The organism is Streptomyces sp. NPDC059718, from assembly GCF_042733315.1.
Lineage (GTDB): Bacteria > Actinomycetota > Actinomycetes > Streptomycetales > Streptomycetaceae > Actinacidiphila.
Genome location: NZ_JBHWGA010000005.1, coordinates 173,813 through 198,085, shown reverse-complemented (window position 1 = coordinate 198,085; position 24,273 = coordinate 173,813). Strand labels below are relative to the sequence as shown.

The following is a 24,273-nucleotide window of genomic DNA, read 5'->3' as shown; positions in this document are numbered from 1 at the left end:
CACCCGCAGATCCTCTCAAACGCGCGGACGGGCCCGCCCCCAGAGATCTGGGTGCGGGCCCGTCCGGTCAGGACGTCAGGCGTCCTTGGACTCCTCGGCCGGAGCCTCGGTGGCCTCGGCCTTGTCCTCGACCTCGGCCGGAGCCTCGGTCTTGGCCTCGGCCTCCTTGACCGCGCGCTTGGTCGCGGCCTCCGCCTCACCCGTGGCCTGCTGGGCCACGGTCAGCGCCTCCACCAGCTCGATGACGGCCATCGGCGCGTTGTCGCCGCGACGGTTACCGATCTTGGTGATGCGGGTGTAACCACCCGGGCGGTTCTCGTACCGCGGGGCGATCTCGGTGAAGAGCGTGTGGACGATGCCCTTGTCCGTGATCGTCTGCAGTACCAGGCGACGGTTGTGGATGTCGCCCTTCTTCGCCTTGGTGATCAGGCGCTCCGCGACCGGACGCAGACGGCGCGCCTTGGCCTCGGTGGTGGTGATGCGACCGTGCTCGAACAGCGACTTCGCGAGGTTCGCGAGAAGCAGACGCTCGTGCGCGGCGCTGCCGCCCAGACGGGCACCCTTGGCGGGCTTCGGCATGGTGTTTCTCCTCAATCTCTGCACCGGCCGTGTCAGGTACCGGTGTCAGGCCCCCCAGGCGGACGCCTGGGGGCAGTCAGATCAGTACTGCTCGGTCTCCACGAAGCCGGCGTCGACGTCGTCGTCCGCACCGAAGGTGTCGGCGGCGGAGGTCGGGTCGAATCCGGGCGGGCTGTCCTTGAGGGCCAGGCCCATGCCGGCCAGCTTCGCCTTGACCTCGTCGATCGACTTCGCACCGAAGTTGCGGATGTCGAGCAGGTCGGCCTCGGAGCGCGCCACGAGCTCACCCACCGAGTGGATGCCCTCGCGCTTGAGGCAGTTGTAGGAACGGACGGTGAGCTCGAGCTCCTCGATCGGGAGCGCGAGGTCCGCCGCCAGGGCGGCGTCCGTGGGGGACGGGCCCATGTCGATGCCCTCGGCGTCGACATTGAGCTCGCGGGCGAGCCCGAACAGCTCGACCAGGGTCTTGCCGGCCGAGGCCATCGCGTCGCGGGGACGCATGGCCTGCTTGGTCTCGACGTCGACGATCAGCTTGTCGAAGTCGGTGCGCTGCTCGACACGGGTCGCCTCGACCTTGTAGGTGACCTTGAGCACCGGGCTGTAGATGGAGTCGACCGGGATGCGGCCGATCTCCTGGCCCTGCTGCTTGTTCTGGACGGCCGAGACGTAGCCGCGACCGCGCTCGACGGTCAGCTCCATCTCCAGCTTGCCCTTGCCGTTCAGGCTGGCCAGGACGAGGTCGGGGTTGTGCACCTCGACACCGGCCGGGGGCGCGATGTCGGCGGCGGTGACCACACCCGGGCCCTGCTTGCGCAGGTACATCACGACGGGCTCGTCGTGCTCCGAGGAGACGACGAGCTGCTTGATGTTGAGGATGAGGTCGGTGACGTCCTCCTTGACACCCGGCACGGTGGTGAACTCGTGCAGGACGCCGTCGACCCGGATCGAGGTGACGGCGGCACCCGGGATCGAGGAGAGGAGCGTGCGGCGGAGCGAGTTGCCGAGGGTGTAGCCGAAGCCCGGCTCCAGCGGCTCGATCACGAACCGGGAACGGAACTCGTCGACGACCTCTTCGGCCAACGAAGGGCGCTGAGCGATCAGCATGGGGTAATGCCTCCAGTCTTCGGCACCCACTATTTGATGCCGAGGCTTCAAGGGTACGGGCGGCGCGGCGCCAGGAGCACCGCACCGCCCGGGACCGTGAGCGCTGCTACTTCGAGTAGAGCTCGACGATCAACTGCTCCTGCACCTGGGTGTCGATCACCGGGCGCTCGGGCAGGTTGTGCACGAGGATCCGCAGACGCGAGGGGATCGCCTCCAGCCAGGCCGGGACGGTCCTCTCGCCGGCCTCCCCCTGGGCCACCGCGAAGGGCGTCAGGTTACGGGAGGACTCGCGGACCTCGACGATGTCGTTCGCGACGACACGGGCCGACGGGATGTCGGTCTTGACGCCGTTCACGAGGAAGTGGCCGTGACGGACCAGCTGCCGCGCATGATCACGCGACTTGGCGAAGCCCGCCCGGTAGACCACGTTGTCCAGCCGGGACTCGAGGATGCGGAGCAGGTTCTCACCGGTCTTGCCGGACCTGCGGTTCGCCTCCACGTAGTACCCGCGGAACTGCTTCTCAAGGACACCGTAGATGCGCGCGCACTTCTGCTTCTCGCGCATCTGCAACAGGTACTCGCTGTCCTTGGTGCGCCCGCGTCCATGCTCACCCGGGGGGTAAGGACGGATCTCGATCGGGCACTTCGCGCTCTCGCACTTGCTCCCCTTGAGGAAGAGCTTCTGCTTCTCCCGACGGCAACGCTTGCAGTCGGCCCCGGTGTAACGCGCCATTCCTGTTTGTCTCCTACCTGCTCAGCGGATTGCTGATCAGACGCGCCGGCGCTTCGGCGGGCGGCATCCGTTGTGCGGGGTCGGAGTGACGTCCTGGATCGAGCCGACCTCGAGGCCGGTGGCCTGGAGGGAGCGGATCGCGGTCTCACGGCCGGAGCCGGGGCCCTTGACGAACACATCGACCTTGCGCATGCCGTGCTCCTGCGCGCGGCGCGCGGCCGACTCGGCGGCCATCTGCGCGGCGAACGGGGTCGACTTGCGCGAGCCCTTGAAGCCGACGTGGCCGGCAGAGGCCCAGGAGATCACGTTGCCGGACGGGTCCGTGATCGAAACGATGGTGTTGTTGAACGTGCTCTTGATGTGGGCGTGCCCATGAGCGACGTTCTTCTTCTCCTTGCGGCGCACTTTCTTGGCGCCGGCCTGACGGCCCTTCGGAGGCATATGTGGTTACTCCCGGTGGAGGTGGTCGGTCCTACAGCGAAGACCGCTGACGAGCGTCCGCTGAGGACTACTTCTTGCCCGGCTTCTTCTTGCCGGCGATGGCGCGACGCGGGCCCTTGCGGGTGCGGGCGTTGGTGTGGGTCCGCTGGCCGTGGACCGGCAGGCCGCGACGGTGGCGCAGGCCCTGGTAGCAGCCGATCTCGACCTTGCGACGGATGTCCGCCTGGATCTCGCGACGGAGGTCACCCTCGGTCTTGATGTTGGCGTCCACGTACTCGCGGATCTTGACCAGGTCCTCTTCGTCCAGGTCGCGGACCCGGGCGTCCGGGTTCACGCCGGTGGCGGCGAGGGTCTCCTTGGCCAGGGTGCGGCCGATGCCGAAGACGTAGGTGAGGGCGACCTCCACACGCTTCTCGCGCGGGATGTCGACACCTGAAACGCGTGCCATTCAATGGCTCCTGTTGGTGTCCGGGGGTCTTCCACAGCGCCGTTCCTGACCGCCGTACCAGGTACGGATCAGGTCTCCGGCCCCCGCCGGAGGTGCCGTCAGCCGGAGCGTTCCGGCCGGACGGGCGCTGCGTATGTACATGTGTTTCGCGTCGCGCGAAGAACTGCGAGGTGCAGGTCGGCGTGCGTCAGCCCTGGCGCTGCTTGTGGCGCAGGTTGTCGCAGATGACCATGACCCGGCCGTGACGGCGGATCACCTTGCACTTGTCGCAGATCTTCTTGACGCTCGGCTTGACCTTCATGGGATGTCAGGTTCTCCGGGTCTTGAGATCTACTTGTAGCGGTAGACGATCCGTCCGCGCGTGAGGTCGTAGGGGGACAACTCCACAACGACCCTGTCATCGGGAAGGATGCGGATGTAGTGCATGCGCATCTTGCCACTGATGTGCGCGAGGACCTTGTGACCGTTCTGCAGCTCCACCTTGAACATAGCGTTCGGCAGAGACTCGATCACGGTGCCCTCGATTTCGATGGCGCCTTGCTTCTTGGCCATGTCCTGCTTTCGGGATCGGCTACCTTGGTCGGCTTTTGGCATGCCTGAAGGCATACGCGGGCCGACGTGACAGTCTACGTCAGCCGATCTGGAAAGACGAATCCGGGGTGTATGCCCGCGAAAGATGATCGGTAAGCGCGGCGGACCGGGGCGCTCAGGCGAGCGGGTCCGGCGCGGCCGTGATCCCGTACTCCGCCAGCTTGGCCTTGCCGCCGTCGCGGGCGGTCAGGACCAGCGGGCCCTCCTCGGTGAGCGCGACGGAGTGCTCCCAGTGCGAGGACCAGGTGCCGTCGTCGGTCTTGACCGTCCACTCGTCCTCGAGGACGTGGGTGAGCGGGGTGCCGAGGCTGACCATCGGCTCGATGGCCAGGCATATCCCGGGCACCAGGCGGGGGCCCTTGCCGCGCTTGCGGGACACGTAGTTCAGCAGGTGGGGGTCCATGTGCATCTGCGAACCGATGCCGTGGCCGCCGTACTCCTCGATGATCCCGTACTTGCCGCCGCCGGGCTTCGGCTGCCGGCGGATGTACGTCTCGATGGCACGGGAGATGTCGACCAGCCGGTCGCCCTTGCGGAAGGCGGCGATGCCGGCCCACATGGACTCCTCGGTCACCCGGCTGAGCTCCACCAGTTCCGGAGCGTGGCCGCTGCCCACGAACGCCGTGTAGGCGGCGTCGCCGTGCCAGCCGTCGACGATCGCGCCGCAGTCGATCGAGATGACGTCGCCGTCCTTCAGGACCGTCGCGGTGTCCGGGATGCCGTGGACGACGACGTCGTTCACGGAGGTGCAGATGGTGGCGGGGAAACCGCCGTACCCCAGGAAGTTCGGCTTGGCCCCGTGGTCGGCGAGGACCTTGCGGGCGACGTCGTCCAGGTCCTTGGTGGTGGCTCCGGGGACGGCCGCCTCACGGGTGGCCTCGTGGATCGCGGCGACGACCAGGCCGGCCGCGCGCATCTTCGCGATCTGCTCGGGGCTCTTGATCTCCACCATCGGTCCTGGCCTTCCTTCGTCCCACCGGATACCTCAACGGTACGGCCGCGGGGTCCTGGGGGACACCGCGGCCGTACCGGTCACGCATGTGCTCAGGCGGCGCTGTCGCCCGAGTCCTTCTTGTCGTGCAGCGCGTCCATCGCCCGCTTGGTCACCTCGGCGACCTTGCCCAGGGCCGAGATGGTGCGCACCAGGCCCTGCTGCTTGTAGTAGTCGATGATCGGCTCGGTCTTGCTGTGGTACTCCTCCAGCCGGACCCGCACCTTCTCCTCGGTGTCGTCCGACCGCTGGTACAGCTCGCCGCCGCACTCGTCGCAGACGCCGTCACCGGCCGGAGGGTTGTACACCACGTGGAAGACGTGGCTGCCGTTCTTGCGGCACAGCCGGCGACCGGCGATCCGCTTGACGACCTCCTCCTCGGGGACCTCGAGGTCCAGCACCGCGTCCAGCGCTATCCCGGCCTCGGCGAGGATCTTGTCGAGCGCCTGCGCCTGGCCCACGTTCCGCGGGAAGCCGTCCAGCAGGAAGCCGTTCCCGGCGTCCGGCTGCAGCATGCGGTCCTTGGCCATCCCGATGGTGATCTCGTCGGGTACCAGCCGGCCGGCGTCCATGTACTCCTGGGCCTTGCGGCCCAGCTCCGTGCCCTGGCTGATGTTCGCCCGGAAGAGGTCGCCCGTGGAGATGTGCGGGATCGACAGGTTCCTGGCAAGGTACGCAGCCTGCGTACCCTTGCCGGCCCCGGGGGGCCCGACGAGGACGATGCGCATCAGCGGAGGAACCCTTCGTAGTTACGCTGCTGAAGCTGGCTCTCGATCTGCTTCACGGTCTCCAGGCCGACACCCACGATGATCAGGATGCTCGTCCCGCCGAACGGGAAGTTCTGGTTCGCGTTGAACAGCACCAGCGCCACGGTGGGCACCAAGGCGATCAGCCCCAGGTACATCGCGCCCGGCCACGTGATGCGGTTGAGCACGTAGCTGAGGTACTCCGCGGTGGGACGACCAGCCCGGATGCCCGGGATGAACCCACCATACTTCTTCATGTTGTCCGCGACTTCTTCGGGGTTGAACGAGATGGCCACGTAGAAGAAGGCAAAGAAGACAATCAGCAGGAAGTACGCGGTGATGTAGATCGGGTGATCACCCTTGACCAGGTTGTCCCTGACCCAGTTTGCCCAGGTAGACGTGGATCCACTGAACTGGACGACCAGTGACGGGATGTACAGGAGCGATGACGCGAAGATGACGGGAATCACACCCGCCTGGTTCACCTTCAGCGGGATGTAGGTGGACGTTCCTCCGTACGAACGACGGCCGATCATGCGCTTCGCGTACTGCACGGGGATGCGGCGCTGCGCCTGCTCGACGAAGACGACGAGGGCGACCATCGCCAGACCCACCATGATGACCGCGCCGAACTCGACCCAGCCGTCCGCGATCTTCCCGGACTTCTTGATCGCCCAGAGGGCGCCGGGGAAGCCGGCCGCGATCGACAGGAACATCAGGATCGACATGCCGTTGCCGATGCCGCGGTCGGTGATGAGCTCGCCCAGCCACATGATGAGGGCGGTACCCGCGGTCATCGTGATGACCATCGTGATCGTGGTGAAGATCGACTGGTCGGGGACGATGTTGAAGCGGTCGGGGCACTGCTGGAAGAGGCTGCCGGAGCGGGCGGTGGCCACCAGGCCGGTGCCCTGCAGGATCGCCAGCGCCACGGTGAGGTAGCGCGTGTACTGCGTGATCTTGGTCTGACCGGCCTGGCCCTCCTTCTTGAGGGCTTCCAGGCGCGGGATGACCACGGTGAGCAGCTGCAGGATGATGCTCGCGGTGATGTACGGCATGATGCCGAGCGCGAAGATCGTGAGTTGCAGAAGCGCGCCGCCGCTGAAGAGGTTCACCAGGCCGAAGAGGCCCTGGTTCCCGCCGACCGCCTTGATGCAGGAGTTGACCACCTGGTAGTCGACCCCAGGGATCGGGATGTGCGCTCCCAGCCGGAACAGCATCATGATGCCCAGCGTGAACAGCAGCTTCTTGCGCAGGTCGGGCGTCCTGAACGCCCGGGCGAACGCGGTGAGCACGGTGCCTCCTGCGCCCCCCGCCTCTTCGGCGGGAGGTGACGGTGTTGAAAGCTACGAATGGTCGAACTGCAAAACGATGGGGGTTGCCTGACCCGCGTCAGCGCACAGGCTCCGCAAGACTAGCCCGGCCCACCTTACCGGCGAGCGTCCGTCCCCGGAATGACCAACCGGGGATGCCCCGCACGAAAGTGCGGAACATCCCCGGCTGGATGTGGCATCACTCTCAGACGAGCTCGGTGACCGAGCCGCCCGCGGCGGTGATCTTCTCCTTGGCGGAGCCGGAGACCGCGTCGACGGTCACCTGCAGCGCCACGGAGATCTCGCCGGTGCCCAGCACCTTGACGAGCTGGTTCTTCCGCACGGCACCCTTGGCGACCAGGTCGGCCACCGTGACCTCGCCACCCTCGGGGTAGAGCGCGGTCAGCTTGTCCAGGTTCACGACCTGGAACTCGGTGCGGAACGGGTTCTTGAAGCCCTTGAGCTTCGGCAGACGCATGTGGAGGGGCATCTGCCCACCCTCGAAGCGTGCCGGAACCTGGTAGCGGGCCTTGGTGCCCTTGGTACCACGACCGGCCGTCTTGCCCTTGGACGCCTCACCACGACCCACACGGGTCTTGGCGGTCTTGGCACCGGGGGCCGGACGGAGGTTGTGGACCTTCAGCGGGTTCGACGTGTTGTCGGTGCCCATGTCAGTCAACCTCCTCGACCGTGACGAGGTGGCGGACGGTCTGGACCATGCCACGGATCTCCGGGCGGTCCTCCTTGACCACAACGTCGTTCAGCCGCTTCAGGCCGAGCGAACGCAGGGTGTCACGGTGGTTCTGCTTGCTGCCGATGTACGACTTGACCTGCGTGACCTTGAGGCGAGCCATTACGCACCCACCCCAGCACGCGCCCGGAGCAGAGCCGCGGGAGCCACGTCCTCGAGGGGCAGGCCACGACGGGCGGCGATCTCCTCGGGGCGCTGCAGGCCCTGGAGAGCGGCCACCGTGGCGTGCACGATGTTGATCGCGTTGTCGGAGCCGAGCGACTTCGACAGCACGTCGTGGATGCCGGCGCACTCCAGAACGGCGCGCACCGGACCACCGGCGATCACACCCGTACCGGGGGAAGCAGGCTTGAGCAGGACGACGCCCGCGGCCTTCTCGCCCTGGATGGGGTGGGGGATGGTGCCCTGGATACGGGGGACCTTGAAGAAGTGCTTCTTGGCCTCCTCAACACCCTTGGCGATGGCGGCCGGCACCTCCTTGGCCTTGCCGTAACCGACACCCACGGTGCCGTCACCGTCGCCCACCACGACCAGCGCGGTGAAGCTGAAGCGACGACCACCCTTCACAACCTTGGCGACGCGGTTGATCGCGACAACGCGCTCAACGTACGCGGTCTTCTCGGCGGCAGCTGCGCCGCCGTCACGGCCCTTCCGGTCCCGCCGCTCGCCGCCACCGGCACCGCCACCGCGGCGCTGGGGTCCAGCCATTGGATTACCTCTCTCTGTTTCCGCTAGCTACGGAACCGGCTCAGAAACCGAGCCCGGCTTCGCGGGCGGCGTCGGCAAGGGCGGCGATGCGCCCGGCGTACCGGTTGCCACCACGGTCGAACACGACGGTCTCGACACCGGCCGCCTTGGCGCGCTCGGCGACCAGCTGGCCGACCTTCTTGGCCTGCTCGGTCTTGTCACCCTCGACGCCTCGGATGGAGGTGTCCAGGTGCGACGCCGAGGCCACGGTGTGGCCCTTGAGGTCGTCGATGACCTGCGCCGTGATACCGCGGTTGGAGCGGGTCACGACCAGGCGCGGGCGCGCCTCGGTGCCCGAGATCCGCTTGCGGACGCGGATGTGGCGGCGCTTCTTGGCGGCGCCCTTGTAAGCATCGCCCTTGGCGATCTTCACACCGTATGCCATGGCTTACTTACCAGCCTTTCCGACCTTGCGGCGGATGACTTCGCCCTCGTACTTGACGCCCTTGGCCTTGTACGGGTCGGGCTTCCGCAGCTTGCGGATGTTCGCGGCGACCTCGCCGACCTTCTGCTTGTCGATGCCCTCGACCGAGAACTTGGTGGGGTTCTCGACCTTGAAGGAGATGCCCTCGGGGGCCTCGACGACGATCGGGTGGCTGTAGCCCAGGGCGAACTCCAGGTTGGAGCCCTTCGCCTGGACGCGGTAGCCGACACCGCTGATCTCGAGCTTCTTCACGTAGCCCACGGTCACGCCGGTGATCATGTTCGCCACCAGCGTGCGCGACAGGCCGTGCAGGGCCTTGTTCAGACGCTCGTCGTTCGGACGCGACACCTGCAGGGTGCCGTCCTCGCCCTTGACGATCTCGATCGGCGCGGCAACGGTGTGGGTCAGGGAACCCTTGGGGCCCTTCACCGAGACCGTCCGGCCATCGATGGTGACGTCCACGCCGGCGGGAACCGGGATGGGCAGCCGTCCAATACGCGACATGGCTATACCTCCGTTTCCCGACTACCAGACGTAGGCGAGGACTTCCCCACCCACGCCCTTCTTGTTTGCCTGCTTGTCGGTGAGGAGCCCGTGGGAGGTGGAGATGATCGCCACGCCCAGGCCGCCGAGCACCTTCGGCAGGTTGGTGGACTTTGCGTAGACCCGCAGACCGGGCTTGCTGATGCGCTTGATGCCGGCGATCGAGCGCTCGCGGTTCGGACCGAACTTCAGCTCGAGAACGAGGTTCTTGCCGACCTCGGCGTCCTCGACCTTCCAGCCGGTGATGTAACCCTCCTGCTGGAGGATCTCCGCGATGTGCGACTTGATCTTGCTGAACGGCATGGTGACCTCGTCGTGGTACGCGGAGTTCGCGTTCCGCAGACGCGTCAGCATGTCTGCGATCGGGTCAGTCATGGTCATGTGATGGCCTTAGGCCTCTCTCGCCGGGGTTTCCTATATGCGCCATCCCTCTCCCCCAACAGACTGGGGACGGGTGCGGCGCGGGGACCTACGGCGTAGTAAGACGGTCATGGGCGGCGGGCGCCCAACCCTTCTACCTTACGGTATGCAGGGCTGGGCTCCCGCCACTCATCTGCTTACCGAGAGCCCCTGGTGGTTACCAGGAGCTCTTGGTCACGCCCGGCAGCTCACCGCGGTGCGCCATCTCACGAAGGCACACGCGGCACAGGCCGAACTTGCGGTACACGGAGTGCGGACGGCCACAACGCTGGCAGCGCGTGTAGGAACGCACGCCGAACTTGGGCTTGCGGGCGGCCTTCGCGATAAGAGCCTTCTTCGCCACGGCTCACGCCTCCTTGAACGGGAAGCCGAGGTGACGGAGGAGCGCGCGGCCCTCAGCGTCGTTGGTCGCCGTGGTCACCACGGTGATGTCCATACCCCGGGTGCGGTCGATCTTGTCCTGGTCGATCTCGTGGAACATGACCTGCTCCGTGAGACCGAAGGTGTAGTTGCCTCGGCCGTCGAACTGCTTCGGCGACAGACCGCGGAAGTCGCGGATGCGCGGGAGCGCGAGCGACAGCAGACGGTCCAGGAACTCCCACATGCGGTCACCGCGGAGGGTGACGTGGGCGCCGATGGGCTGACCCTCACGCAGCTTGAACTGCGCGATGGACTTCCGGGCCTTGGTGACGGCCGGCTTCTGGCCGGTGATCGTGGTGAGGTCGCGGATCGCGCCCTCGATCAGCTTGGAGTCGCGGGCGGCGTCGCCCACACCCATGTTGACCACGATCTTGGTGAGACCGGGGATCTGCATGACGTTCTCGTACTGGAACTCGTCACGCATCTTGCCCGCGATCTCCTCGCGGTAGCGCGCCTTCAGACGAGGCGAAGTGGTGGCAGTCATCAGATGTCCTCACCCGTCCGCTTGGCAACGCGGATCTTGTTGCCCTCGTCGTCGAAGCGGTAGCCGACGCGGGTCACGACCTTCTTGCCGTCCTTCTCCACGACCAGCTGGACGTTGGAGACGTGGACGGGAGCCTCCGTCGTGATGATGCCGCCGGTCTTCGAACCACGCGCGGTCTGGCCGGCCTTGGTGTGCTTCTTGACCCGGTTGACACCCTCGACCAGGACACGGTCCTCAGCCGGGTAGGCCGCGATGACCTTGCCCTGCTTGCCCTTGTCCTTACCGGTGATGACCTGGACCAGGTCGCCCTTCTTGATCTTCATCGGTTACAGCACCTCCGGCGCGAGCGAGATGATCTTCATGAACTTCTTCTCGCGCAGCTCCCGGCCCACGGGGCCGAAGATACGGGTGCCGCGGGGGTCACCGTCGTTCTTGAGGATGACGGCCGCGTTCTCGTCGAAGCGGATGTACGAACCGTCGGGACGGCGGCGCTCCTTGACGGTGCGCACGACGACCGCCTTGACGACGTCGCCCTTCTTCACGTTGCCACCGGGGATCGCGTCCTTGACGGTGGCGACGATGACGTCACCGATTCCTGCGTAGCGGCGACCGGAGCCACCGAGGACACGGATGCAAAGGATCTCCTTCGCGCCCGTGTTGTCGGCGACACGCAGTCGCGACTCCTGCTGGATCACGTCTATCTCCTGATCGTCTGCCGGTTCCCTCCGGGGCGGGCCCGGAGAGCCTGGCGGAACCGTCCTGCGGGGAACCCCCCGCAGGAATTACGTGCCGGCCGGGGCCGGACCGCGCGAACGGGTCGCGCGGCCCGGCCGGCCGAGCAGTCTTACTTGGCCTTCTCGAGGATCTCGACGACGCGCCAGCGCTTGCTCGCGGACAGCGGCCGGGTCTCCATGAGGAGGACACGGTCGCCGACGCCCGCGGCGTTCTGCTCGTCGTGCGCCTTGAGCTTGTTGGTACGGCGGATGACCTTGCCGTACAGGGCGTGCTTCACACGGTCCTCGACGGCGACCACGACGGTCTTGTCCATCTTGTCGCTGACCACGAGACCCTCACGGGTCTTGCGGTCACCGCGCTGCTCGCTGCTCTCAGTCACATTCTTCTCGCTCATCAGGCGTTCTCCACCGTCTCGATGCCGAGCTCACGCTCACGCATGAGGGTGTAGATCCGGGCGATGTCCTTGCGGACAACCTTCAGCCGGGAGTTGTTCTCGAGCTGTCCGGTGGCCGCCTGGAAGCGGAGGTTGAACAGCTCCTCCTTGGCCTCACGCAGCTTGCCGACGAGCTCCTCGTCGCCCAGCTGACGCAGCTCGGTCGCCTTGGTACCGGCCGCCATTACAGCTCACCTGCCTCGCGCCGGACGATCCGGCACTTCATCGGAAGCTTGTGGGCGGCTCGGGTGAGCGCCTCACGCGCAACCTTCTCGTTCGGGAAGGACAGCTCGAACATCACCCGACCGGGCTTGACGTTCGCGACCCACCACTCCGGGGAACCCTTACCGGAACCCATGCGGGTTTCGGCCGGCTTCTTCGTGAGCGGACGGTCCGGGTAGATGTTGATCCAGACCTTGCCACCACGGCGGATGTGACGGGTGATGGCGATACGAGCGGACTCGATCTGCCGGTTCGTCACGTACGCGGGGGTGACGGCCTGGATGCCGTACTCACCGAACGCCAGCTCGGTGCCACCCTTGGCCATGCCATCACGCTTCGGGTGGTGCTGCTTACGGTGCTTGACCCGACGGGGGATCAGCATGGGGGTCAGGCCTCCGTTCCGGTGGTCTCCGCAGCCGGAGCCTCAGCGGTGGTCGCCTCGGCCTTGGGGGCCTGGGCGTCACCCTGGGGACGACGGCCACGGCCGCCGCGCTCGCCACCGCGGCGCTGCGGACGGTCGTTGCCACCGCCGCGGGCCGGGCGGTTGCCGGCGCGGGCGGCGGCGTTCTCTGCGCGGACCTCGGCGATGTTCTTGACGTCGCCCTTGTAGATCCACACCTTCACACCGATGCGGCCGAAGGTCGTACGGGCCTCGAAGAAGCCGTAGTCGACGTTGGCGCGCAGCGTGTGCAGCGGAACGCGGCCCTCGCGGTAGAACTCCGAGCGGGACATCTCGGCGCCGCCGAGACGGCCACCGCACTGGATCTTGATGCCCTTGGCGCCGGCCTTCATCGTGCTCTGCATGCTCTTGCGCATGGCACGACGGAAGGAGACGCGGGAGGACAGCTGCTCGGCGACGGCCTGGGCCACCAGCTGAGCGTCCGTCTCCGGGTTCTTGACCTCGAGGATGTTCAGCTGGACCTGCTTGCCGGTCAGCTTCTCCAGGTCGCCGCGGATGCGGTCGGCCTCCGCGCCGCGACGGCCGATGACGATGCCCGGCCGGGCGGTGTGGATGTCGACGCGGACGCGGTCGCGGGTCCGCTCGATCTCCACCTTGGAGATGCCGGCCCGCTCCATGCCCTGCGTCATCATCCGGCGGATGGCGACGTCTTCCTTGACGTAGTCCTTGTACAGCTTGTCGGCGTACCACCGGGACTTGAAGTCCGTGGTGATGCCGAGCCGGAACCCGTGCGGGTTAACCTTCTGGCCCATTACCGGGTTCCTTCCTTGCTGCTGACGACCACGGTGATGTGGCTGGTCCGCTTGCGGATCCGGTAGGCACGACCCTGGGCACGCGGACGGAACCGCTTCAGGGTCGGGCCCTCGTCGACGTACGCCTCGCTGATGTACAGCGACTCGGCGTCGGTGTGGTCGTAGTTGTGCGCGGCGTTGGCAATGGCGCTGTCGAGCACCTTGCCCACCGGCACGCTCGCGGCCTGCGGGGCGAAACGCAGGACCGCCTGAGCCTCCGTGGCGCTCATGCCACGGATGAGGTCCACCACGCGGCGGGCCTTCATGGGCGTGACGCGGATGTACCGCGCCTGGGCCCTGGCTTCCATGGTTGTCCCTTCGGTGTCTGTCATGGTCTTCGCTCTCCGCAGATCAGCGACGACGCGACTTGCGGTCGTCCTTCTCGTGGCCGCGGAAGGTGCGGGTCGGCGCGAACTCGCCGAGCTTGTGGCCGACCATCGACTCGGTGACAAACACCGGGACGTGCTTACGGCCGTCGTGCACCGCGATCGTGTGGCCCAGCATCGCCGGGATGATCATCGAGCGGCGGGACCAGGTCTTGATGACGTTGTGGGTACCGGCCTCGTTCTGAACGTCCACCTTCTTGATCAGGTGGTCGTCGACGAAGGGCCCCTTCTTGAGACTGCGCGGCATCTAAACCCGCTCCTAGCGCTTCTTGTTCGTCTTGCGGCGGCGGACGATGTACTTGCTGCTGGCCTTCTTCGGCGAGCGAGTACGACCCTCCTTCTGACCCCACGGGCTGACCGGGTGGCGACCACCGGAGGTCTTGCCCTCACCACCACCGTGCGGGTGGTCGACGGGGTTCATGGCCACACCGCGGACGGTCGGGCGGACGCCCTTCCAGCGCATACGGCCGGCCTTGCCCCAGTTGATGTTCGACTGCTCGGCGTTGCCGACCTCGCCGATGGTGGCGCGGCAGCGGGCGTCGACCAGGCGGACTTCACCGGACGGCATGCGAAGGGTGGCCATGGAGCCCTCCCTCGCCAGCAGCTGGACGGAGGCACCGGCGCTGCGCGCCAGCTTCGCGCCGCCGCCGGGCCGGAGCTCGATGGCGTGGATGGTCGTACCCACCGGGATGTGACGCAGCGGGAGGTTGTTGCCGGGCTTGATGTCGGCGCCGGCGCCGTTCTCGATGCGGTCACCCTGGTTCAGCTTGGCCGGGGCCAGGATGTAGCGCTTCTCGCCGTCCGCGTAGTGCAGGAGCGCGATGCGCGCGGTGCGGTTGGGGTCGTACTCGATGTGCGCGACCTTGGCCGGCACGCCGTCCTTGTCGTGACGACGGAAGTCGATCACGCGGTAGGCGCGCTTGTGGCCACCACCCTGGTGGCGAACGGTCACACGACCGGTGTTGTTACGGCCGCCCTTGCTGTGCAGGGGGCGGACCAGCGACTTCTCCGGCGTGGACCGCGTGATCTCGACGAAGTCGGCGACGCTGGAGCCACGACGGCCCGGGGTCGTCGGCTTGTACTTGCGGATACCCATTTCTCAGTCCTCGGAAGATTCCGGACTTCTGAACGTTCCGGTCCCCGTTAGGAGACCGGGCCGCCGAAGATGTCGATGCGGTCGCCCTCAGCGAGGGTCACGATGGCGCGCTTGGTGTCCTTGCGCTTGCCGAAACCGGTCTTGGTGCGCTTGCGCTTGCCCTGACGGTTGATCGTGTTGACCCCGGTGACCTTGACCTGGAAGACCGCCTCGACGGCCTGCTTGATCTGGGTCTTGTTGGCACGCGGGTCGACGACGAACGTGTACTTGTTCTCGTCCAGCAGCGCGTAGCTCTTCTCGGAGACCACCGGCTTGACCAGGATGTCACGGTGGTCCGTGAAGGTCCGGCTGGTGATCGCGGTCTGCTCGGCCATCAGGCGTCGCTCCCTTCGGTCTCGGCGGCGCCGTTACCGATGAAGCGGTCGAAGGCGGCCTTGGTGAAGACCACGTCGTCGGAGACGAGCACGTCGTACGTGTTCAGCTGGCCGGCCTCCAGGATGTGCACCTGGGGCAGGTTGCGGGCGGACAGCCACGCGGCCTCTTCGGCGCGGTCGGCGACGAGCAGCACGTTCTTGCGGTCGCTGATCTTGCCCAGCAGCGTCTTGGCGGCCTTCGTCGACGGGGACTCGCCCTCGATGACGCCGGTCACGACGTGGATGCGGTTGTGACGCGCCCGGTCGGTGAGGGCACCGCGCAGGGCGGCGGCCTTCATCTTCTTCGGGGTCCGCTGCGAGTAGTCACGCGGCACGGGACCGTGCACGACGCCACCACCGGCGAACTGCGGGGCGCGGGTCGAACCCTGACGGGCGCGGCCGGTGCCCTTCTGGCGGTACGGCTTCTTGCCGCCACCGCGGACCTCGCCACGCGTCTTGACCTTGTGCGTGCCCTGACGGGCGGCGGCCAGCTGCGCCACGACGACCTGGTGGATCAGCGGGATGCTGACCTTCGCGTCGAAGATCTCGCCCGGGAGCTCAACGGTCCCGGCCTTGTCGCCCGCGGGCGACAGAATGTCAATGGTGCTCATATCCTCAGGCCCCCTTGGCCGCGGTGCGGACCAGGACGAGGCCGCCGTTCGGGCCGGGAACCGCGCCCTTGATGAGCAGCAGGCCCTTCTCCGCGTCAACGGCGTGGACGGTCAGGTTCTGGGTGGTGACCCGCTCGTTGCCCATGCGGCCCGCCATGCGCAGACCCTTGAACACACGGCCCGGGGTGGCGCAGCCACCGATGGAGCCGGGAGAGCGGTGCTTGCGCTGGGTGCCGTGTCCGGCGCCGAGGCCCTTGAAGTTGTGACGCTTCATGACACCGGCGAAGCCCTTGCCCTTGCTCTTGCCGGTGACGTCCACCTTCACGCCCGCCTCGAAGACCTCCGCGGTGATCTCCTGGCCGAGGGTGTACTCGGCGGCGTCGGAGGTACGGAGCTCCACCAGGTGGCGGCGGGGGGTCACGTCGGCCTTGGCGAAGTGGCCCTTGAGGGGCTTGTTCACCTTGCGCGGGTCGATCTCGCCGAAGGCGATCTGGACAGACTCGTAACCGTCGACGTCGTTCGTACGGACCTGGGTCACGACGTTCGGGCCGGCCTTGACCACGGTCACCGGGACGACACGGTTGTTCTCGTCCCAGACCTGGGTCATGCCGAGCTTCTCGCCCAGGATGCCCTTGATCTGCTTAGCCATCTGTTCCGCGCCTCTCAGAGCTTGATCTCGATGTCGACGCCGGCCGGAAGGTCCAGGCGCATCAACGAGTCAACGGTCTTGGGCGTCGGGTCGAGGATGTCGATCAGGCGCTTGTGCGTGCGCATCTCGAAGTGCTCGCGCGAGTCCTTGTACTTGTGCGGCGACTTGATGACGCAGTACACGTTCTTCTCAGTGGGCAGCGGCACCGGGCCCGCGACCTGCGCACCAGTACGCGTCACCGTCTCGACGATCTTCTTCGCCGAGGAGTCGATGACCTCGTGGTCGTAGGCCTTGAGCCGGATGCGGATCTTCTGTCCCGCCATGGCTACTTCGTAGTCCTGTCTGCTAGTCAGCGCTCTGGAACTCGGTGGTTCGACCGCCTTCTCCGACCCACGCGGTCGGGCGTGTCGCTTCCCTTCCCTTAAATCACCGCATGACGGAGACCCTCAGGGAGGGGATGCGTGGGAGAAGACACCCACCGAGTACCTGGTGAGCACCCCGCTGAGCTTCCCGGAAGATTCCCGTACGTCCGCCACCCCGCCTGGGGCGGAGAGTGACGACGAGTACTGTGGGACTCGCTTCCGGTCCTCCCGACGGGAGGCGCGCAGCATCGGCACTCGACCGAGCAACCCGGCTAGTCTGCCATACCGGACGCCTCGGACGCCAATCGGGGCGCAGTACCTTACCCCCCGCCGCCGCTCCCCCAAACCCGGGTCACAGTCCGGATGTGTACACCAGCAGCCGCGGGGTGCCGGCCGGGGCGTCGACGGGCACGCCGGCGGTGGCGCCGGCCAGCAGCCAGGAGGCGAGGAAGGACGCGGAGACGTCCCCGTACGTGTCCTTGTAGAGCGCCGCCACCCCCGTGACGTGCGGGGCGGCCATCGAGGTGCCGCTCATGCGGACCAGGCCGCCGCCCATGGCCGCGGAGGTGATCCCCGTCCCCGGGGCACTGATGTCCACGCAACCACCCCAGTTGCTGAAGGACGCCTTGCGGTCCGACTCGTCGATCGCGGCGACGGTGAACGCGCCGGGCGCCGCGGCCGGGGAGACCTGGCAGGCGTCCCCGTCGGAGTTGCCGGCGGCGACGACCGGGAAGACCCCCGCGGCCGCCAGGCCCTCCACCGCGCGGTCGGCCGTCTCGCTGCGGGCGCCACCGGTCGACAGGTTGGCGACCGCGGGCTTCACCGCGTGGGCGGCCACCCAGTTCATCCCGGCGACCACCGTGGCCACCGAGCCGCGGCCGTCGCACCCCAGCACCCGTACCGAGACCAGCTTCGTCGCCCGGGCGACCCCGGTGGTGGCACCGCCGACCGTCCCGGCGACGTGCGTGCCGTGACCGTTGCAGTCGGTGCCGTCCCGGCCGTCCCCCACCGCGTCGAAGCCGGGCACCGCCCGTCCCCCGAACTCGGCGTGCCCGAAGTCGATGCCGGTGTCGATGACGTACGAGGTGACCTTGGCTCCCGTCGCCCGCACGCTGAAGGCGCCGCCGTCGTGGGCCCGGTTGCCGATCCGGGCCAGGCCCCAGGACGTCTCGGCGGCGGCCGCGGCCACCTGCGTCGCCGGCTTCGGTGCCGCGACCTCGGCGTCCTGCTCCACGGCCTCCACCCCGGGCACCGCGCGCAGCCGGGAGACCTGGCCGTCGGTCAGCCGGGCGGCGAAGCCCACCAGCGCGCTGGTGAACGTGAACATCGGCTGCGCCTCGACGCTGCGCAGCACCGAGCCCGGGTCCGTACCCGGCCGCAGCATCACCAGGTACTGCCCGGTGATGCCGCCGCGCGCCGCCATCCGCAGCGGGGCCCCGGGCGGCTCCGGCGTCGCGGCGGCCCCGCCGAGGGCGGGCAGGACGGCCGTCAGGACGGCGGCGAAGACCACTGCCCGGCGCTGGGACAGCCGCATGGCGGGCTCCTCGGGGGACTCGTACGGGTGTGCACCGAACGTCACAAGTCGTAACACCGAGTGGTCGTACGCTGCTCGCGCAGTGTGCCAATCGGGCGAGCGGGTGAGCGGGCGCCCCGATGGCGTACACGCGTCGCCCGAGTGGCGCACGCCGCGGCGGTGCCCGGCAACCTCCCGGGCGGAACGGCCCTCTAGCGTGGCGTGAAGATCGTCCCCACCCGTCGGCGCTTCCTCGCCGCGTTCGCCGCCGGCTCCGCGGCCGTCGCCCTGGGCGGCTGCTCCCGGTCCGGGGGCGCGGCCACCGGTCCGGCGCCCGCCCCCCTGGTGTTCCGCGCCCCGGCGGGCGGGGCGCGGCTGTTCCAGGTGCTGGCGCACCCCGACGACGAGCTGTACTTCATGAACCCCGACACCGTGCAGGCCGTGGAGGCGGGCGTCCCCGTGGTGTCGGTGTACGTCACCGCGGGCGAGGCGCACGGGGTCAACCGCCCACCGGGACAACCGCGTCCGGCCCCCGACAAGGCCGCCTACTCCGCCGCCCGTCACCAGGGCCTGCGGCAGGCGTACGCGGCGATGCTGGGCACCGACATCTTCACGCCCTGGCGGCGCGGCACCACGCGGCTGGCTCACGGCATGACCGCCGAGGTCGACACGCTGCGCGTGGGCGACCGGGAGGCGGTGCTGGTCTTCCTCAACCTCGCCATGCACGGCACGACCGACAGGGTCGGGCTGCCGCAGCTGTGGCAGCTGCCCGGCATGACGCTGCCGACCTTCGCCTCGGCGGGCTCGCCGAACGCCGCCAGGGACACGTACACCCACGAGGTCCTGGTGGACGTGCTCGCCGGACTGCTGCGGCACCACCGGCCGACCCTCGTCCACACCCTCGACCCCGACCCTGACGTGGAGGCCAACGCGGCCACCCGGCGACGGGACGTCGAGCAACCCGGCTACAGCGACCACTGGGACCACACCGCGACCGCGCTGTTCGCCTGGAAGGCGATCGCCCGCTACGCCGAGGGCGTCGCCCGCGGCGAGGGCATCGCGCCCGCCTTCCTGACGACGGCCTACCGCGGCTACTACAACCACCACTGGCCCTACAACCTCCCGCCCGCGTTGCTGCGCCGGAAGGCCGGCTACCTCGCCCCGTACGGAGGCGCCCCCGACTGGCCGTGCGGCGACCCCTCCGGCTGCGGCGACTACCAGGTCGGCATGGGCAGGCCGCTCGCCAACCGCAAGGGCTGGGTGCGCAGCACCCACTACCGCCACCCCGGCGCCCGCCTGGTACCGGGGACCGACGCGCGGGGGCGGCTGGTCGCCCACGGCGTGCTCGGCACACGCGCGGTGCGCTGGCGGGAGACCGCCCCCGGCAGCGGGCGCTGGGGCACGCCGCGGGACCTGGGCGGCGGACCGCTCGCCCCCGCGCTGAGCGTCGTCACCGACCCGGCCGGCGGCGGGCCGCTGCTGTTCGCGCTGCGGTTCGCCGCCTTGGAGAGCGACCGGGCGGCCAACACCCGTGACGTCGTGGTGCTGGCGGAGGGCCGTGACTGGGAGGGGCTGGGCTCGCCCGAGGACGACCCGGACCGGGGGCGCAGGATCGGCGTACCCGTCGCGGTGGCCGCGCCGGACCGCCGGGTGCACCTGTTCGTGCGCAACGCGGCCAAGGCCCTGAGCACCCGCGTACGGGAGCCTGACGGCACGTGGACCGGCTGGCAGGACCTGGGCGGCGGCGAGGTGCAGGACGGGCTGAGCGCGGTCGTGGACCGCGACGGGAGGGTGCATGTGTTCGCCGCCGGGCGGACCGCCGTGCACCACTGGTCCCAGGACGCGCCGGGCCGGCCGCTCCTCTGCCGGGCGCTGACCGCGCTGCCGGTCCCCGCCGATCCCCCGGCGGCCGCGGCGGAGCCCGACGGCTCCCTGTCCCTGGTCTACCGCCTGCCCGCGAGCGACGGACTCCTCGTCCACCGGCTCGGCGTGGTCCGGGCGGCGCTCGGGCCGGACCGGCCGCGGCTCTTCGACGGTTACGGCCCCCTCTCCCAGGCCCACGGGCTGCTCGCCGGACGCGCCGCCGACGGTGCCGTCCACGTCGCCGGCCTCGTGCACCCGGCCGGCGCGCTGCGCCGGGGCGCCCCCGGGTACGGCTTCCCGGCCCTGCACACCCGCCCCGGGGCCCGGCCGGCCGTCGTGGGGTTCGGGACGGACGCCACGCCCTGGATCTGGCGGCCGGAGCTGCGCACCCCGGTCTAGCCCCCGGCCTCGGGCCCCGGGCCCGGAAAACGCCGAGGGCCCCGGCCCACCGCGTGAACGGTGGGCCGGGGCCCTCGTACAGCTCGCCTACGGCAAGCGGCAGATCGCCGGGATCCTTACTTCAGGATCTTGGTGACCTGGCCGGCGCCGACGGTCCGGCCACCCTCGCGGATGGCGAACTTCAGGCCCTCCTCCATGGCGATCGGCTGGATCAGCGCGACCGTCATGGCGGTGTTGTCGCCCGGCATGACCATCTCGGTGCCCTCGGGGAGGGTCACGACGCCGGTCACGTCCGTGGTACGGAAGTAGAACTGCGGGCGGTAGTTGTTGAAGAACGGGGTGTGACGACCACCCTCGTCCTTCGACAGGATGTAGGCCTGGGCCTCGAAGTCGGTGTGCGGCGTGACCGTACCCGGCTTGATGATGACCTGGCCGCGCTCGACGTCCTCGCGCTTGATGCCGCGGAGCAGCAGACCGACGTTCTCACCGGCCTGGCCCTCGTCGAGCAGCTTGCGGAACATCTCGATGCCGGTGACCGTGGTGGTGGTCTTCTCGGTCTTGATGCCGATGATGTCGACGGTCTCGTTGACCTTGAGGATGCCGCGCTCGATACGACCGGTGACGACGGTGCCACGACCGGTGATCGTGAAGACGTCCTCGATCGGCATCAGGAACGGCTTGTCGACGTCGCGCTCGGGGGTGGGGACGGCCTCGTCCACGGCCTTCATCAGGCCGAGGAGCTTCTCGCCCCACTCCTTGTCGCCCTCCAGCGCCTTCAGCGCGGAGACGCGGACGACCGGCAGGTCGTCGCCCGGGAACTCGTACTCGGAGAGCAGCTCACGGACCTCGAGCTCGACGAGCTCCAGGATCTCCTCGTCGTCCACCATGTCGGCCTTGTTCAGGGCGACGACGATGTAGGGAACGCCGACCTGGCGGGCCAGGAGCACGTGCTCCTTGGTCTGCGGCATCGGACCGTCGGTGGCGGCGACCACGAGGATGGCGCCGTCCATCTGCGCGGCACCGGTGATCATGTTCTTGATGTAGTCCGCGTGACCCGGGCAGTCGACGTGCGCGTAGTGACGCGCGTCCGTCTGGTACTCGACGTGCGCGATGGAGATGGTGATACCGCGCTGCCGCTCCTCCGGCGCCTTGTCGATCTGGTCGAACGGCGTGAAGGGGTTCAGGTCCGGGTACGCGTCGTGCAGCACCTTGGTGATCGCAGCGGTAAGAGTGGTCTTACCGTGGTCGATGTGACCGATGGTGCCGATGTTGACGTGCGGCTTAGTCCGCTCGAACTTCGCCTTCGCCACTGGGGTCCTCCTGTGGAGTTGCTGTACGCCTTACTTCATCGGCGCCAGGGTGATCTTTGCTGGGTTACGGGCGGCCGGGGCATCCGACGCTCCCCTCGCGGTTCGCGGCGGAATGCCCCCAAGCCTCCCGGTCAAGCCTAGTGCGGGAACAACTGCTGGGTTACTCGCCCTTGGCCTTCGCGATGATCTCCTCGGCGACGTTCTTGGGAACCTCGGCGTAGGAGTCGAACTGCATCGAGTAGCTCGCGCGACCCGACGTCTTGCTGCGGAGGTCGCCGACGTAGCCGAACATCTCCGACAGCGGTACCAGGCCCTTGACGACCCGGGCACCACTGCGCTCCTCCATGGCCTGGATCTGGCCACGGCGGGAGTTGAGGTCGCCGATGACGTCGCCCATGGACTCCTCGGGCGTGGTGACCTCGACGGCCATCATCGGCTCGAGGAGGACGGGGCTCGCCTTGCGGGCGCCCTCCTTGAAGGCCTGCGAACCGGCGATCTTGAACGCCAGCTCGGAGGAGTCGACCTCGTGGTAGCCACCGTCGAGAAGGGTGACGCGGACGCCGACCATCTCGTAGCCGGCCAGGATGCCGAACTTCATGGCCTCCTGGGCACCGGAGTCCACCGACGGGATGTACTCGCGGGGGATGCGGCCACCGGTGACCTTGTTGACGAACTCGTAGGAGGCGTCTCCGCCCTCCAGCGGCTCCAGCGCGATCTGCACCTTCGCGAACTGGCCGGTACCGCCGGTCTGCTTCTTGTGCGTGTAGTCGATCCGCTCGACCGCCTTGCGGATGGTCTCGCGGTAGGCGACCTGGGGCTTGCCCACGTTCGCCTCGACCTTGAACTCGCGCTTCATGCGGTCGACCAGCACCTCGAGGTGCAGTTCGCCCATGCCGCCGATGATCGTCTGGCCGGTCTCCTCGTCCGAGTGGACCTGGAAGGAGGGGTCCTCCTCCGAGAGACGCTGGATGGCGACACCCAGCTTCTCCTGGTCACCCTTGGACTTGGGCTCGATCGCGACCTGGATGACCGGAGCCGGGAAGTCCATGGACTCCAGGATCACCGGGTTCTTGTCGTCGGACAGCGTCTCACCGGTGGTGGTCTGCTTCAGGCCCATGACGGCGACGATGTCGCCGGCGCCCACCGAGTCGATCTCCTCACGCTTGTTCGCGTGCATGCGGTAGATCTTGCCGATGCGCTCCTTCTTGCCCTTGACGGAGTTCAGCACGGAACTGCCGGACTCCAGGCGGCCCGAGTACACCCGGACGAAGGTGAGCTTGCCGAGGTGCGGGTCGCTCATGATCTTGAACGCGAGACCGGAGAAGGGCTCGTCGTCCGAGGGCTTGCGCTTGATGATCTGCTCGGCGTCGCCGACGGCGTGGCCCTCGATGGCCTCGACGTCCAGCGGCGACGGCAGGTAACGCACGACCGCGTCGAGCAGGGGCTGGACGCCCTTGTTCTTGAACGCGGTTCCGCAGAACACCGGGGTGACGGTGACGGAGCCCGCGCCGCCCTTGGAGGCGAGGGTGATGCGGCGGATGGCCGCCATCAGCTGCTCCTGGGTGGGCTCGGTGCCCTCCAGGTACAGCTCCATCATCTCCTCGTCGTTCTCGGCGACGGCCTCGAGCAGCTTGCCGCGCCACTCGTCGGCGGCCTCGGTGTGGGTGTCCGGGATGTCGACGACGTCGTACATCTCACCCTTGGTGGCCTCGGCGGACCACACGAGGGCCTTCATCTGGACGAGGTCGACCACGCCCTTGAAGTCGGCCTCGGCACCGATCGGCAGCTGCATGACCAGCGGAACCGCACCGAGGCGGTCCACGATCATGTCGACGCAGCGGTGGAACTCGGCACCGGTGCGGTCGAGCTTGTTGACGAAGCAGATGCGCGGCACACCGTAGCGGTCCGCCTGACGCCAGACGGTCTCGGACTGCGGCTCGACACCGGCGACACCGTCGAACACCGTCACGGCACCGTCGAGCACGCGCAGCGAGCGCTCCACCTCGACGGTGAAGTCGACGTGACCCGGGGTGTCGATGATGTTGATGGTGTGGTCGACGTTCTCCAGCGGCCAGTGGCAGGTCGTCGCGGCCGACGTGATCGTGATGCCGCGCTCCTGCTCCTGCTCCATCCAGTCCATGGTGGCAGCGCCGTCGTGGACTTCGCCGATCTTGTACGAGACACCGGTGTAGAACAGGATCCGCTCGGTGGTCGTCGTCTTGCCCGCGTCGATGTGGGCCATGATCCCGATGTTGCGGACCCTGGCCAGGTCAAGTGAAGTGGTAGCCATAAGGC

Annotated in this window: 35 protein-coding genes; 1 reads left to right on the top strand and 34 read right to left on the bottom strand. The window is 68.1% G+C overall.

All coding sequences use genetic code 11. The annotated features are described in order from the left end of the window. Window positions 1-75 precede the first annotated feature (75 nt). From rplQ to ACFV3E_RS08695, 32 genes are all read right to left on the bottom strand, one after another. Window positions 76-579: a bL17 family ribosomal protein gene (gene rplQ / locus ACFV3E_RS08850; protein ID WP_499513436.1), complete on the bottom strand. Its 504-nt coding sequence runs from the start codon at window positions 577-579 to the stop codon at window positions 76-78. Between the two features lie 81 nt (window positions 580-660). Continuing rightward, window positions 661-1,683, bottom strand: coding sequence for a DNA-directed RNA polymerase subunit alpha (locus tag ACFV3E_RS08845; RefSeq protein ID WP_499513435.1), 1,023 nt, complete (start codon window positions 1,681-1,683; stop codon window positions 661-663). A gap of 106 nt (window positions 1,684-1,789) precedes the next feature. Next, entirely contained in the window at window positions 1,790-2,416 is a 627-nt protein-coding gene (rpsD, locus tag ACFV3E_RS08840; protein WP_499513434.1) for a 30S ribosomal protein S4, read from the bottom strand. Between the two features lie 36 nt (window positions 2,417-2,452). Continuing rightward, window positions 2,453-2,857, bottom strand: a complete 405-nt coding sequence (rpsK, locus tag ACFV3E_RS08835; protein WP_018558890.1) for a 30S ribosomal protein S11 — start codon at window positions 2,855-2,857, stop codon at window positions 2,453-2,455. 67 nt (window positions 2,858-2,924) lie between these two features. Next, window positions 2,925-3,305 (bottom strand): 30S ribosomal protein S13, encoded by a 381-nt coding sequence (gene rpsM / locus ACFV3E_RS08830; protein ID WP_500367162.1) that lies wholly within the window; start codon window positions 3,303-3,305, stop codon window positions 2,925-2,927. A 187-nt stretch (window positions 3,306-3,492) separates the two neighbouring features. Further along, window positions 3,493-3,606 carry a 50S ribosomal protein L36 gene (rpmJ, locus tag ACFV3E_RS08825; protein ID WP_003956441.1) on the bottom strand — a complete coding sequence of 38 codons (114 nt, stop codon included), beginning with the start codon at window positions 3,604-3,606 and terminating at the stop codon, window positions 3,493-3,495. Window positions 3,607-3,635: 29 nt separating this feature from the next. Then, window positions 3,636-3,857 carry a translation initiation factor IF-1 gene (infA, locus tag ACFV3E_RS08820; RefSeq protein ID WP_003956442.1) on the bottom strand — a complete coding sequence of 74 codons (222 nt, stop codon included), beginning with the start codon at window positions 3,855-3,857 and terminating at the stop codon, window positions 3,636-3,638. Between the two features lie 154 nt (window positions 3,858-4,011). Then, window positions 4,012-4,848 carry a type I methionyl aminopeptidase gene (map, locus tag ACFV3E_RS08815; RefSeq protein ID WP_500534077.1) on the bottom strand — a complete coding sequence of 279 codons (837 nt, stop codon included), beginning with the start codon at window positions 4,846-4,848 and terminating at the stop codon, window positions 4,012-4,014. 92 nt (window positions 4,849-4,940) lie between these two features. Beyond that, window positions 4,941-5,615 (bottom strand): adenylate kinase, encoded by a 675-nt coding sequence (locus tag ACFV3E_RS08810; RefSeq protein ID WP_500367164.1) that lies wholly within the window; start codon window positions 5,613-5,615, stop codon window positions 4,941-4,943. Further along, on the bottom strand, window positions 5,615-6,928 hold the full coding sequence (secY, locus tag ACFV3E_RS08805) for a preprotein translocase subunit SecY (RefSeq protein WP_499513430.1): 1,314 nt from the start codon (window positions 6,926-6,928) through the stop codon (window positions 5,615-5,617). Before secY ends, ACFV3E_RS08810 begins: the two co-directional genes overlap by 1 nt. Before the next feature lie 223 nt (window positions 6,929-7,151). Further along, complete coding sequence (rplO, locus tag ACFV3E_RS08800) at window positions 7,152-7,616, bottom strand: large ribosomal subunit protein uL15 (RefSeq protein ID WP_499513429.1); 465 nt, start codon at window positions 7,614-7,616, stop codon at window positions 7,152-7,154. Between the two features lies 1 nt (window position 7,617). Further along, window positions 7,618-7,800: a 50S ribosomal protein L30 gene (rpmD, locus tag ACFV3E_RS08795; protein WP_087927574.1), complete on the bottom strand. Its 183-nt coding sequence runs from the start codon at window positions 7,798-7,800 to the stop codon at window positions 7,618-7,620. Beyond that, on the bottom strand, window positions 7,800-8,405 hold the full coding sequence (rpsE, locus tag ACFV3E_RS08790; RefSeq protein ID WP_319658494.1) for a 30S ribosomal protein S5: 606 nt from the start codon (window positions 8,403-8,405) through the stop codon (window positions 7,800-7,802). The genes rpmD and rpsE overlap by 1 nt, the downstream gene beginning before the upstream one ends. Window positions 8,406-8,445: 40 nt before the next feature. Continuing rightward, window positions 8,446-8,829 (bottom strand): 50S ribosomal protein L18, encoded by a 384-nt coding sequence (gene rplR, locus ACFV3E_RS08785; RefSeq protein ID WP_499513428.1) that lies wholly within the window; start codon window positions 8,827-8,829, stop codon window positions 8,446-8,448. Window positions 8,830-8,832: 3 nt separating this feature from the next. After that, window positions 8,833-9,372: a 50S ribosomal protein L6 gene (gene rplF / locus ACFV3E_RS08780; RefSeq protein ID WP_500367166.1), complete on the bottom strand. Its 540-nt coding sequence runs from the start codon at window positions 9,370-9,372 to the stop codon at window positions 8,833-8,835. A gap of 21 nt (window positions 9,373-9,393) precedes the next feature. Then, window positions 9,394-9,792, bottom strand: a complete 399-nt coding sequence (gene rpsH, locus ACFV3E_RS08775; protein WP_326572868.1) for a 30S ribosomal protein S8 — start codon at window positions 9,790-9,792, stop codon at window positions 9,394-9,396. Window positions 9,793-9,988: 196 nt separating this feature from the next. Further along, window positions 9,989-10,174 carry a type Z 30S ribosomal protein S14 gene (locus tag ACFV3E_RS08770; RefSeq protein ID WP_059127180.1) on the bottom strand — a complete coding sequence of 62 codons (186 nt, stop codon included), beginning with the start codon at window positions 10,172-10,174 and terminating at the stop codon, window positions 9,989-9,991. A 3-nt stretch (window positions 10,175-10,177) separates the two neighbouring features. Further along, window positions 10,178-10,735 carry a 50S ribosomal protein L5 gene (gene rplE, locus ACFV3E_RS08765; RefSeq protein WP_018558880.1) on the bottom strand — a complete coding sequence of 186 codons (558 nt, stop codon included), beginning with the start codon at window positions 10,733-10,735 and terminating at the stop codon, window positions 10,178-10,180. After that, window positions 10,735-11,058, bottom strand: a complete 324-nt coding sequence (gene rplX / locus ACFV3E_RS08760; RefSeq protein WP_431944472.1) for a 50S ribosomal protein L24 — start codon at window positions 11,056-11,058, stop codon at window positions 10,735-10,737. The genes rplE and rplX overlap by 1 nt, the downstream gene beginning before the upstream one ends. A gap of 3 nt (window positions 11,059-11,061) precedes the next feature. After that, window positions 11,062-11,430, bottom strand: coding sequence for a 50S ribosomal protein L14 (gene rplN, locus ACFV3E_RS08755; protein ID WP_055718836.1), 369 nt, complete (start codon window positions 11,428-11,430; stop codon window positions 11,062-11,064). Window positions 11,431-11,579: 149 nt separating this feature from the next. Then, window positions 11,580-11,864, bottom strand: coding sequence for a 30S ribosomal protein S17 (rpsQ, locus tag ACFV3E_RS08750; RefSeq protein WP_018558878.1), 285 nt, complete (start codon window positions 11,862-11,864; stop codon window positions 11,580-11,582). Next, window positions 11,864-12,088, bottom strand: coding sequence for a 50S ribosomal protein L29 (rpmC, locus tag ACFV3E_RS08745; protein ID WP_319139014.1), 225 nt, complete (start codon window positions 12,086-12,088; stop codon window positions 11,864-11,866). Before rpmC ends, rpsQ begins: the two co-directional genes overlap by 1 nt. After that, entirely contained in the window at window positions 12,088-12,507 is a 420-nt protein-coding gene (rplP, locus tag ACFV3E_RS08740; RefSeq protein ID WP_018558876.1) for a 50S ribosomal protein L16, read from the bottom strand. Before rplP ends, rpmC begins: the two co-directional genes overlap by 1 nt. A gap of 5 nt (window positions 12,508-12,512) precedes the next feature. Next, on the bottom strand, window positions 12,513-13,337 hold the full coding sequence (gene rpsC / locus ACFV3E_RS08735; RefSeq protein WP_361800646.1) for a 30S ribosomal protein S3: 825 nt from the start codon (window positions 13,335-13,337) through the stop codon (window positions 12,513-12,515). Continuing rightward, window positions 13,337-13,684: a 50S ribosomal protein L22 gene (gene rplV / locus ACFV3E_RS08730; protein ID WP_361800744.1), complete on the bottom strand. Its 348-nt coding sequence runs from the start codon at window positions 13,682-13,684 to the stop codon at window positions 13,337-13,339. The genes rpsC and rplV overlap by 1 nt, the downstream gene beginning before the upstream one ends. Window positions 13,685-13,727: 43 nt before the next feature. After that, window positions 13,728-14,009, bottom strand: coding sequence for a 30S ribosomal protein S19 (gene rpsS / locus ACFV3E_RS08725; protein WP_018558873.1), 282 nt, complete (start codon window positions 14,007-14,009; stop codon window positions 13,728-13,730). Between the two features lie 12 nt (window positions 14,010-14,021). Next, window positions 14,022-14,858: a large ribosomal subunit protein uL2 gene (rplB, locus tag ACFV3E_RS08720; protein ID WP_499513425.1), complete on the bottom strand. Its 837-nt coding sequence runs from the start codon at window positions 14,856-14,858 to the stop codon at window positions 14,022-14,024. Between the two features lie 47 nt (window positions 14,859-14,905). After that, a complete protein-coding gene (rplW, locus tag ACFV3E_RS08715) occupies window positions 14,906-15,232 on the bottom strand; it encodes an uL23 family ribosomal protein (protein WP_499513424.1) in 327 nt (108 codons plus the stop codon). Continuing rightward, window positions 15,232-15,882 (bottom strand): 50S ribosomal protein L4, encoded by a 651-nt coding sequence (gene rplD / locus ACFV3E_RS08710; protein WP_499513423.1) that lies wholly within the window; start codon window positions 15,880-15,882, stop codon window positions 15,232-15,234. The genes rplW and rplD overlap by 1 nt, the downstream gene beginning before the upstream one ends. Window positions 15,883-15,886: 4 nt before the next feature. After that, complete coding sequence (rplC, locus tag ACFV3E_RS08705) at window positions 15,887-16,531, bottom strand: 50S ribosomal protein L3 (protein ID WP_431944486.1); 645 nt, start codon at window positions 16,529-16,531, stop codon at window positions 15,887-15,889. Between the two features lie 14 nt (window positions 16,532-16,545). Next, window positions 16,546-16,854, bottom strand: a complete 309-nt coding sequence (gene rpsJ, locus ACFV3E_RS08700) for a 30S ribosomal protein S10 (protein WP_014144312.1) — start codon at window positions 16,852-16,854, stop codon at window positions 16,546-16,548. Between the two features lie 391 nt (window positions 16,855-17,245). Next, window positions 17,246-18,427 (bottom strand): S8 family peptidase, encoded by a 1,182-nt coding sequence (locus tag ACFV3E_RS08695; RefSeq protein ID WP_500534076.1) that lies wholly within the window; start codon window positions 18,425-18,427, stop codon window positions 17,246-17,248. 201 nt (window positions 18,428-18,628) lie between these two features. Here ACFV3E_RS08695 and ACFV3E_RS08690 point away from each other — a divergent pair, with 201 nt between their 5' ends. Further along, window positions 18,629-20,668: a PIG-L family deacetylase gene (locus ACFV3E_RS08690; RefSeq protein ID WP_500534075.1), complete on the top strand. Its 2,040-nt coding sequence runs from the start codon at window positions 18,629-18,631 to the stop codon at window positions 20,666-20,668. A 116-nt stretch (window positions 20,669-20,784) separates the two neighbouring features. Here ACFV3E_RS08690 and tuf read toward each other — a convergent pair whose 3' ends face one another. Beyond that, window positions 20,785-21,978 (bottom strand): elongation factor Tu, encoded by a 1,194-nt coding sequence (gene tuf, locus ACFV3E_RS08685; RefSeq protein ID WP_089226439.1) that lies wholly within the window; start codon window positions 21,976-21,978, stop codon window positions 20,785-20,787. Between the two features lie 160 nt (window positions 21,979-22,138). After that, window positions 22,139-24,268, bottom strand: coding sequence for an elongation factor G (gene fusA / locus ACFV3E_RS08680; RefSeq protein ID WP_500534074.1), 2,130 nt, complete (start codon window positions 24,266-24,268; stop codon window positions 22,139-22,141). Window positions 24,269-24,273 lie beyond the last annotated feature (5 nt).

Excerpts from the sequence above, each read along its gene's own strand:
- rplQ (WP_499513436.1), bottom strand. The coding sequence starts at position 579 with ATGCCGAAGCCCGCCAAGGGTGCCCGTCTGGGCGGCAGCGCCGCGCAC.
- ACFV3E_RS08845 (WP_499513435.1), bottom strand. The coding sequence starts at position 1,683 with ATGCTGATCGCTCAGCGCCCTTCGTTGGCCGAAGAGGTCGTCGACGAG.
- rpsD (WP_499513434.1), bottom strand. The coding sequence starts at position 2,416 with ATGGCGCGTTACACCGGGGCCGACTGCAAGCGTTGCCGTCGGGAGAAG.
- rpsK (WP_018558890.1), bottom strand. The coding sequence starts at position 2,857 with ATGCCTCCGAAGGGCCGTCAGGCCGGCGCCAAGAAAGTGCGCCGCAAG.
- rpsM (WP_500367162.1), bottom strand. The coding sequence starts at position 3,305 with ATGGCACGCGTTTCAGGTGTCGACATCCCGCGCGAGAAGCGTGTGGAG.
- rpmJ (WP_003956441.1), bottom strand. The coding sequence starts at position 3,606 with ATGAAGGTCAAGCCGAGCGTCAAGAAGATCTGCGACAAGTGCAAGGTG.
- infA (WP_003956442.1), bottom strand. The coding sequence starts at position 3,857 with ATGGCCAAGAAGCAAGGCGCCATCGAAATCGAGGGCACCGTGATCGAG.
- map (WP_500534077.1), bottom strand. The coding sequence starts at position 4,848 with ATGGTGGAGATCAAGAGCCCCGAGCAGATCGCGAAGATGCGCGCGGCC.
- ACFV3E_RS08810 (WP_500367164.1), bottom strand. The coding sequence starts at position 5,615 with ATGCGCATCGTCCTCGTCGGGCCCCCCGGGGCCGGCAAGGGTACGCAG.
- rplO (WP_499513429.1), bottom strand. The coding sequence starts at position 7,616 with ATGGGCACCGACAACACGTCGAACCCGCTGAAGGTCCACAACCTCCGT.
- rpmD (WP_087927574.1), bottom strand. The coding sequence starts at position 7,800 with ATGGCTCGCCTCAAGGTCACGCAGGTCAAGTCGTACATCGGCAGCAAG.
- rpsE (WP_319658494.1), bottom strand. The coding sequence starts at position 8,405 with ATGGCTGGACCCCAGCGCCGCGGTGGCGGTGCCGGTGGCGGCGAGCGG.
- rplR (WP_499513428.1), bottom strand. The coding sequence starts at position 8,829 with ATGGCATACGGTGTGAAGATCGCCAAGGGCGATGCTTACAAGGGCGCC.
- rplF (WP_500367166.1), bottom strand. The coding sequence starts at position 9,372 with ATGTCGCGTATTGGACGGCTGCCCATCCCGGTTCCCGCCGGCGTGGAC.
- rpsH (WP_326572868.1), bottom strand. The coding sequence starts at position 9,792 with ATGACCATGACTGACCCGATCGCAGACATGCTGACGCGTCTGCGGAAC.
- rplE (WP_018558880.1), bottom strand. The coding sequence starts at position 10,735 with ATGACTGCCACCACTTCGCCTCGTCTGAAGGCGCGCTACCGCGAGGAG.
- rplX (WP_431944472.1), bottom strand. The coding sequence starts at position 11,058 with ATGAAGATCAAGAAGGGCGACCTGGTCCAGGTCATCACCGGTAAGGAC.
- rpsQ (WP_018558878.1), bottom strand. The coding sequence starts at position 11,864 with ATGAGCGAGAAGAATGTGACTGAGAGCAGCGAGCAGCGCGGTGACCGC.
- rpmC (WP_319139014.1), bottom strand. The coding sequence starts at position 12,088 with ATGGCGGCCGGTACCAAGGCGACCGAGCTGCGTCAGCTGGGCGACGAG.
- rplP (WP_018558876.1), bottom strand. The coding sequence starts at position 12,507 with ATGCTGATCCCCCGTCGGGTCAAGCACCGTAAGCAGCACCACCCGAAG.
- rpsC (WP_361800646.1), bottom strand. The coding sequence starts at position 13,337 with ATGGGCCAGAAGGTTAACCCGCACGGGTTCCGGCTCGGCATCACCACG.
- rplV (WP_361800744.1), bottom strand. The coding sequence starts at position 13,684 with ATGGAAGCCAGGGCCCAGGCGCGGTACATCCGCGTCACGCCCATGAAG.
- rpsS (WP_018558873.1), bottom strand. The coding sequence starts at position 14,009 with ATGCCGCGCAGTCTCAAGAAGGGGCCCTTCGTCGACGACCACCTGATC.
- rplB (WP_499513425.1), bottom strand. The coding sequence starts at position 14,858 with ATGGGTATCCGCAAGTACAAGCCGACGACCCCGGGCCGTCGTGGCTCC.
- rplW (WP_499513424.1), bottom strand. The coding sequence starts at position 15,232 with ATGGCCGAGCAGACCGCGATCACCAGCCGGACCTTCACGGACCACCGT.
- rplD (WP_499513423.1), bottom strand. The coding sequence starts at position 15,882 with ATGAGCACCATTGACATTCTGTCGCCCGCGGGCGACAAGGCCGGGACC.
- rplC (WP_431944486.1), bottom strand. The coding sequence starts at position 16,531 with ATGGCTAAGCAGATCAAGGGCATCCTGGGCGAGAAGCTCGGCATGACC.
- rpsJ (WP_014144312.1), bottom strand. The coding sequence starts at position 16,854 with ATGGCGGGACAGAAGATCCGCATCCGGCTCAAGGCCTACGACCACGAG.
- ACFV3E_RS08695 (WP_500534076.1), bottom strand. The coding sequence starts at position 18,427 with ATGCGGCTGTCCCAGCGCCGGGCAGTGGTCTTCGCCGCCGTCCTGACG.
- fusA (WP_500534074.1), bottom strand. The coding sequence starts at position 24,268 with ATGGCTACCACTTCACTTGACCTGGCCAGGGTCCGCAACATCGGGATC.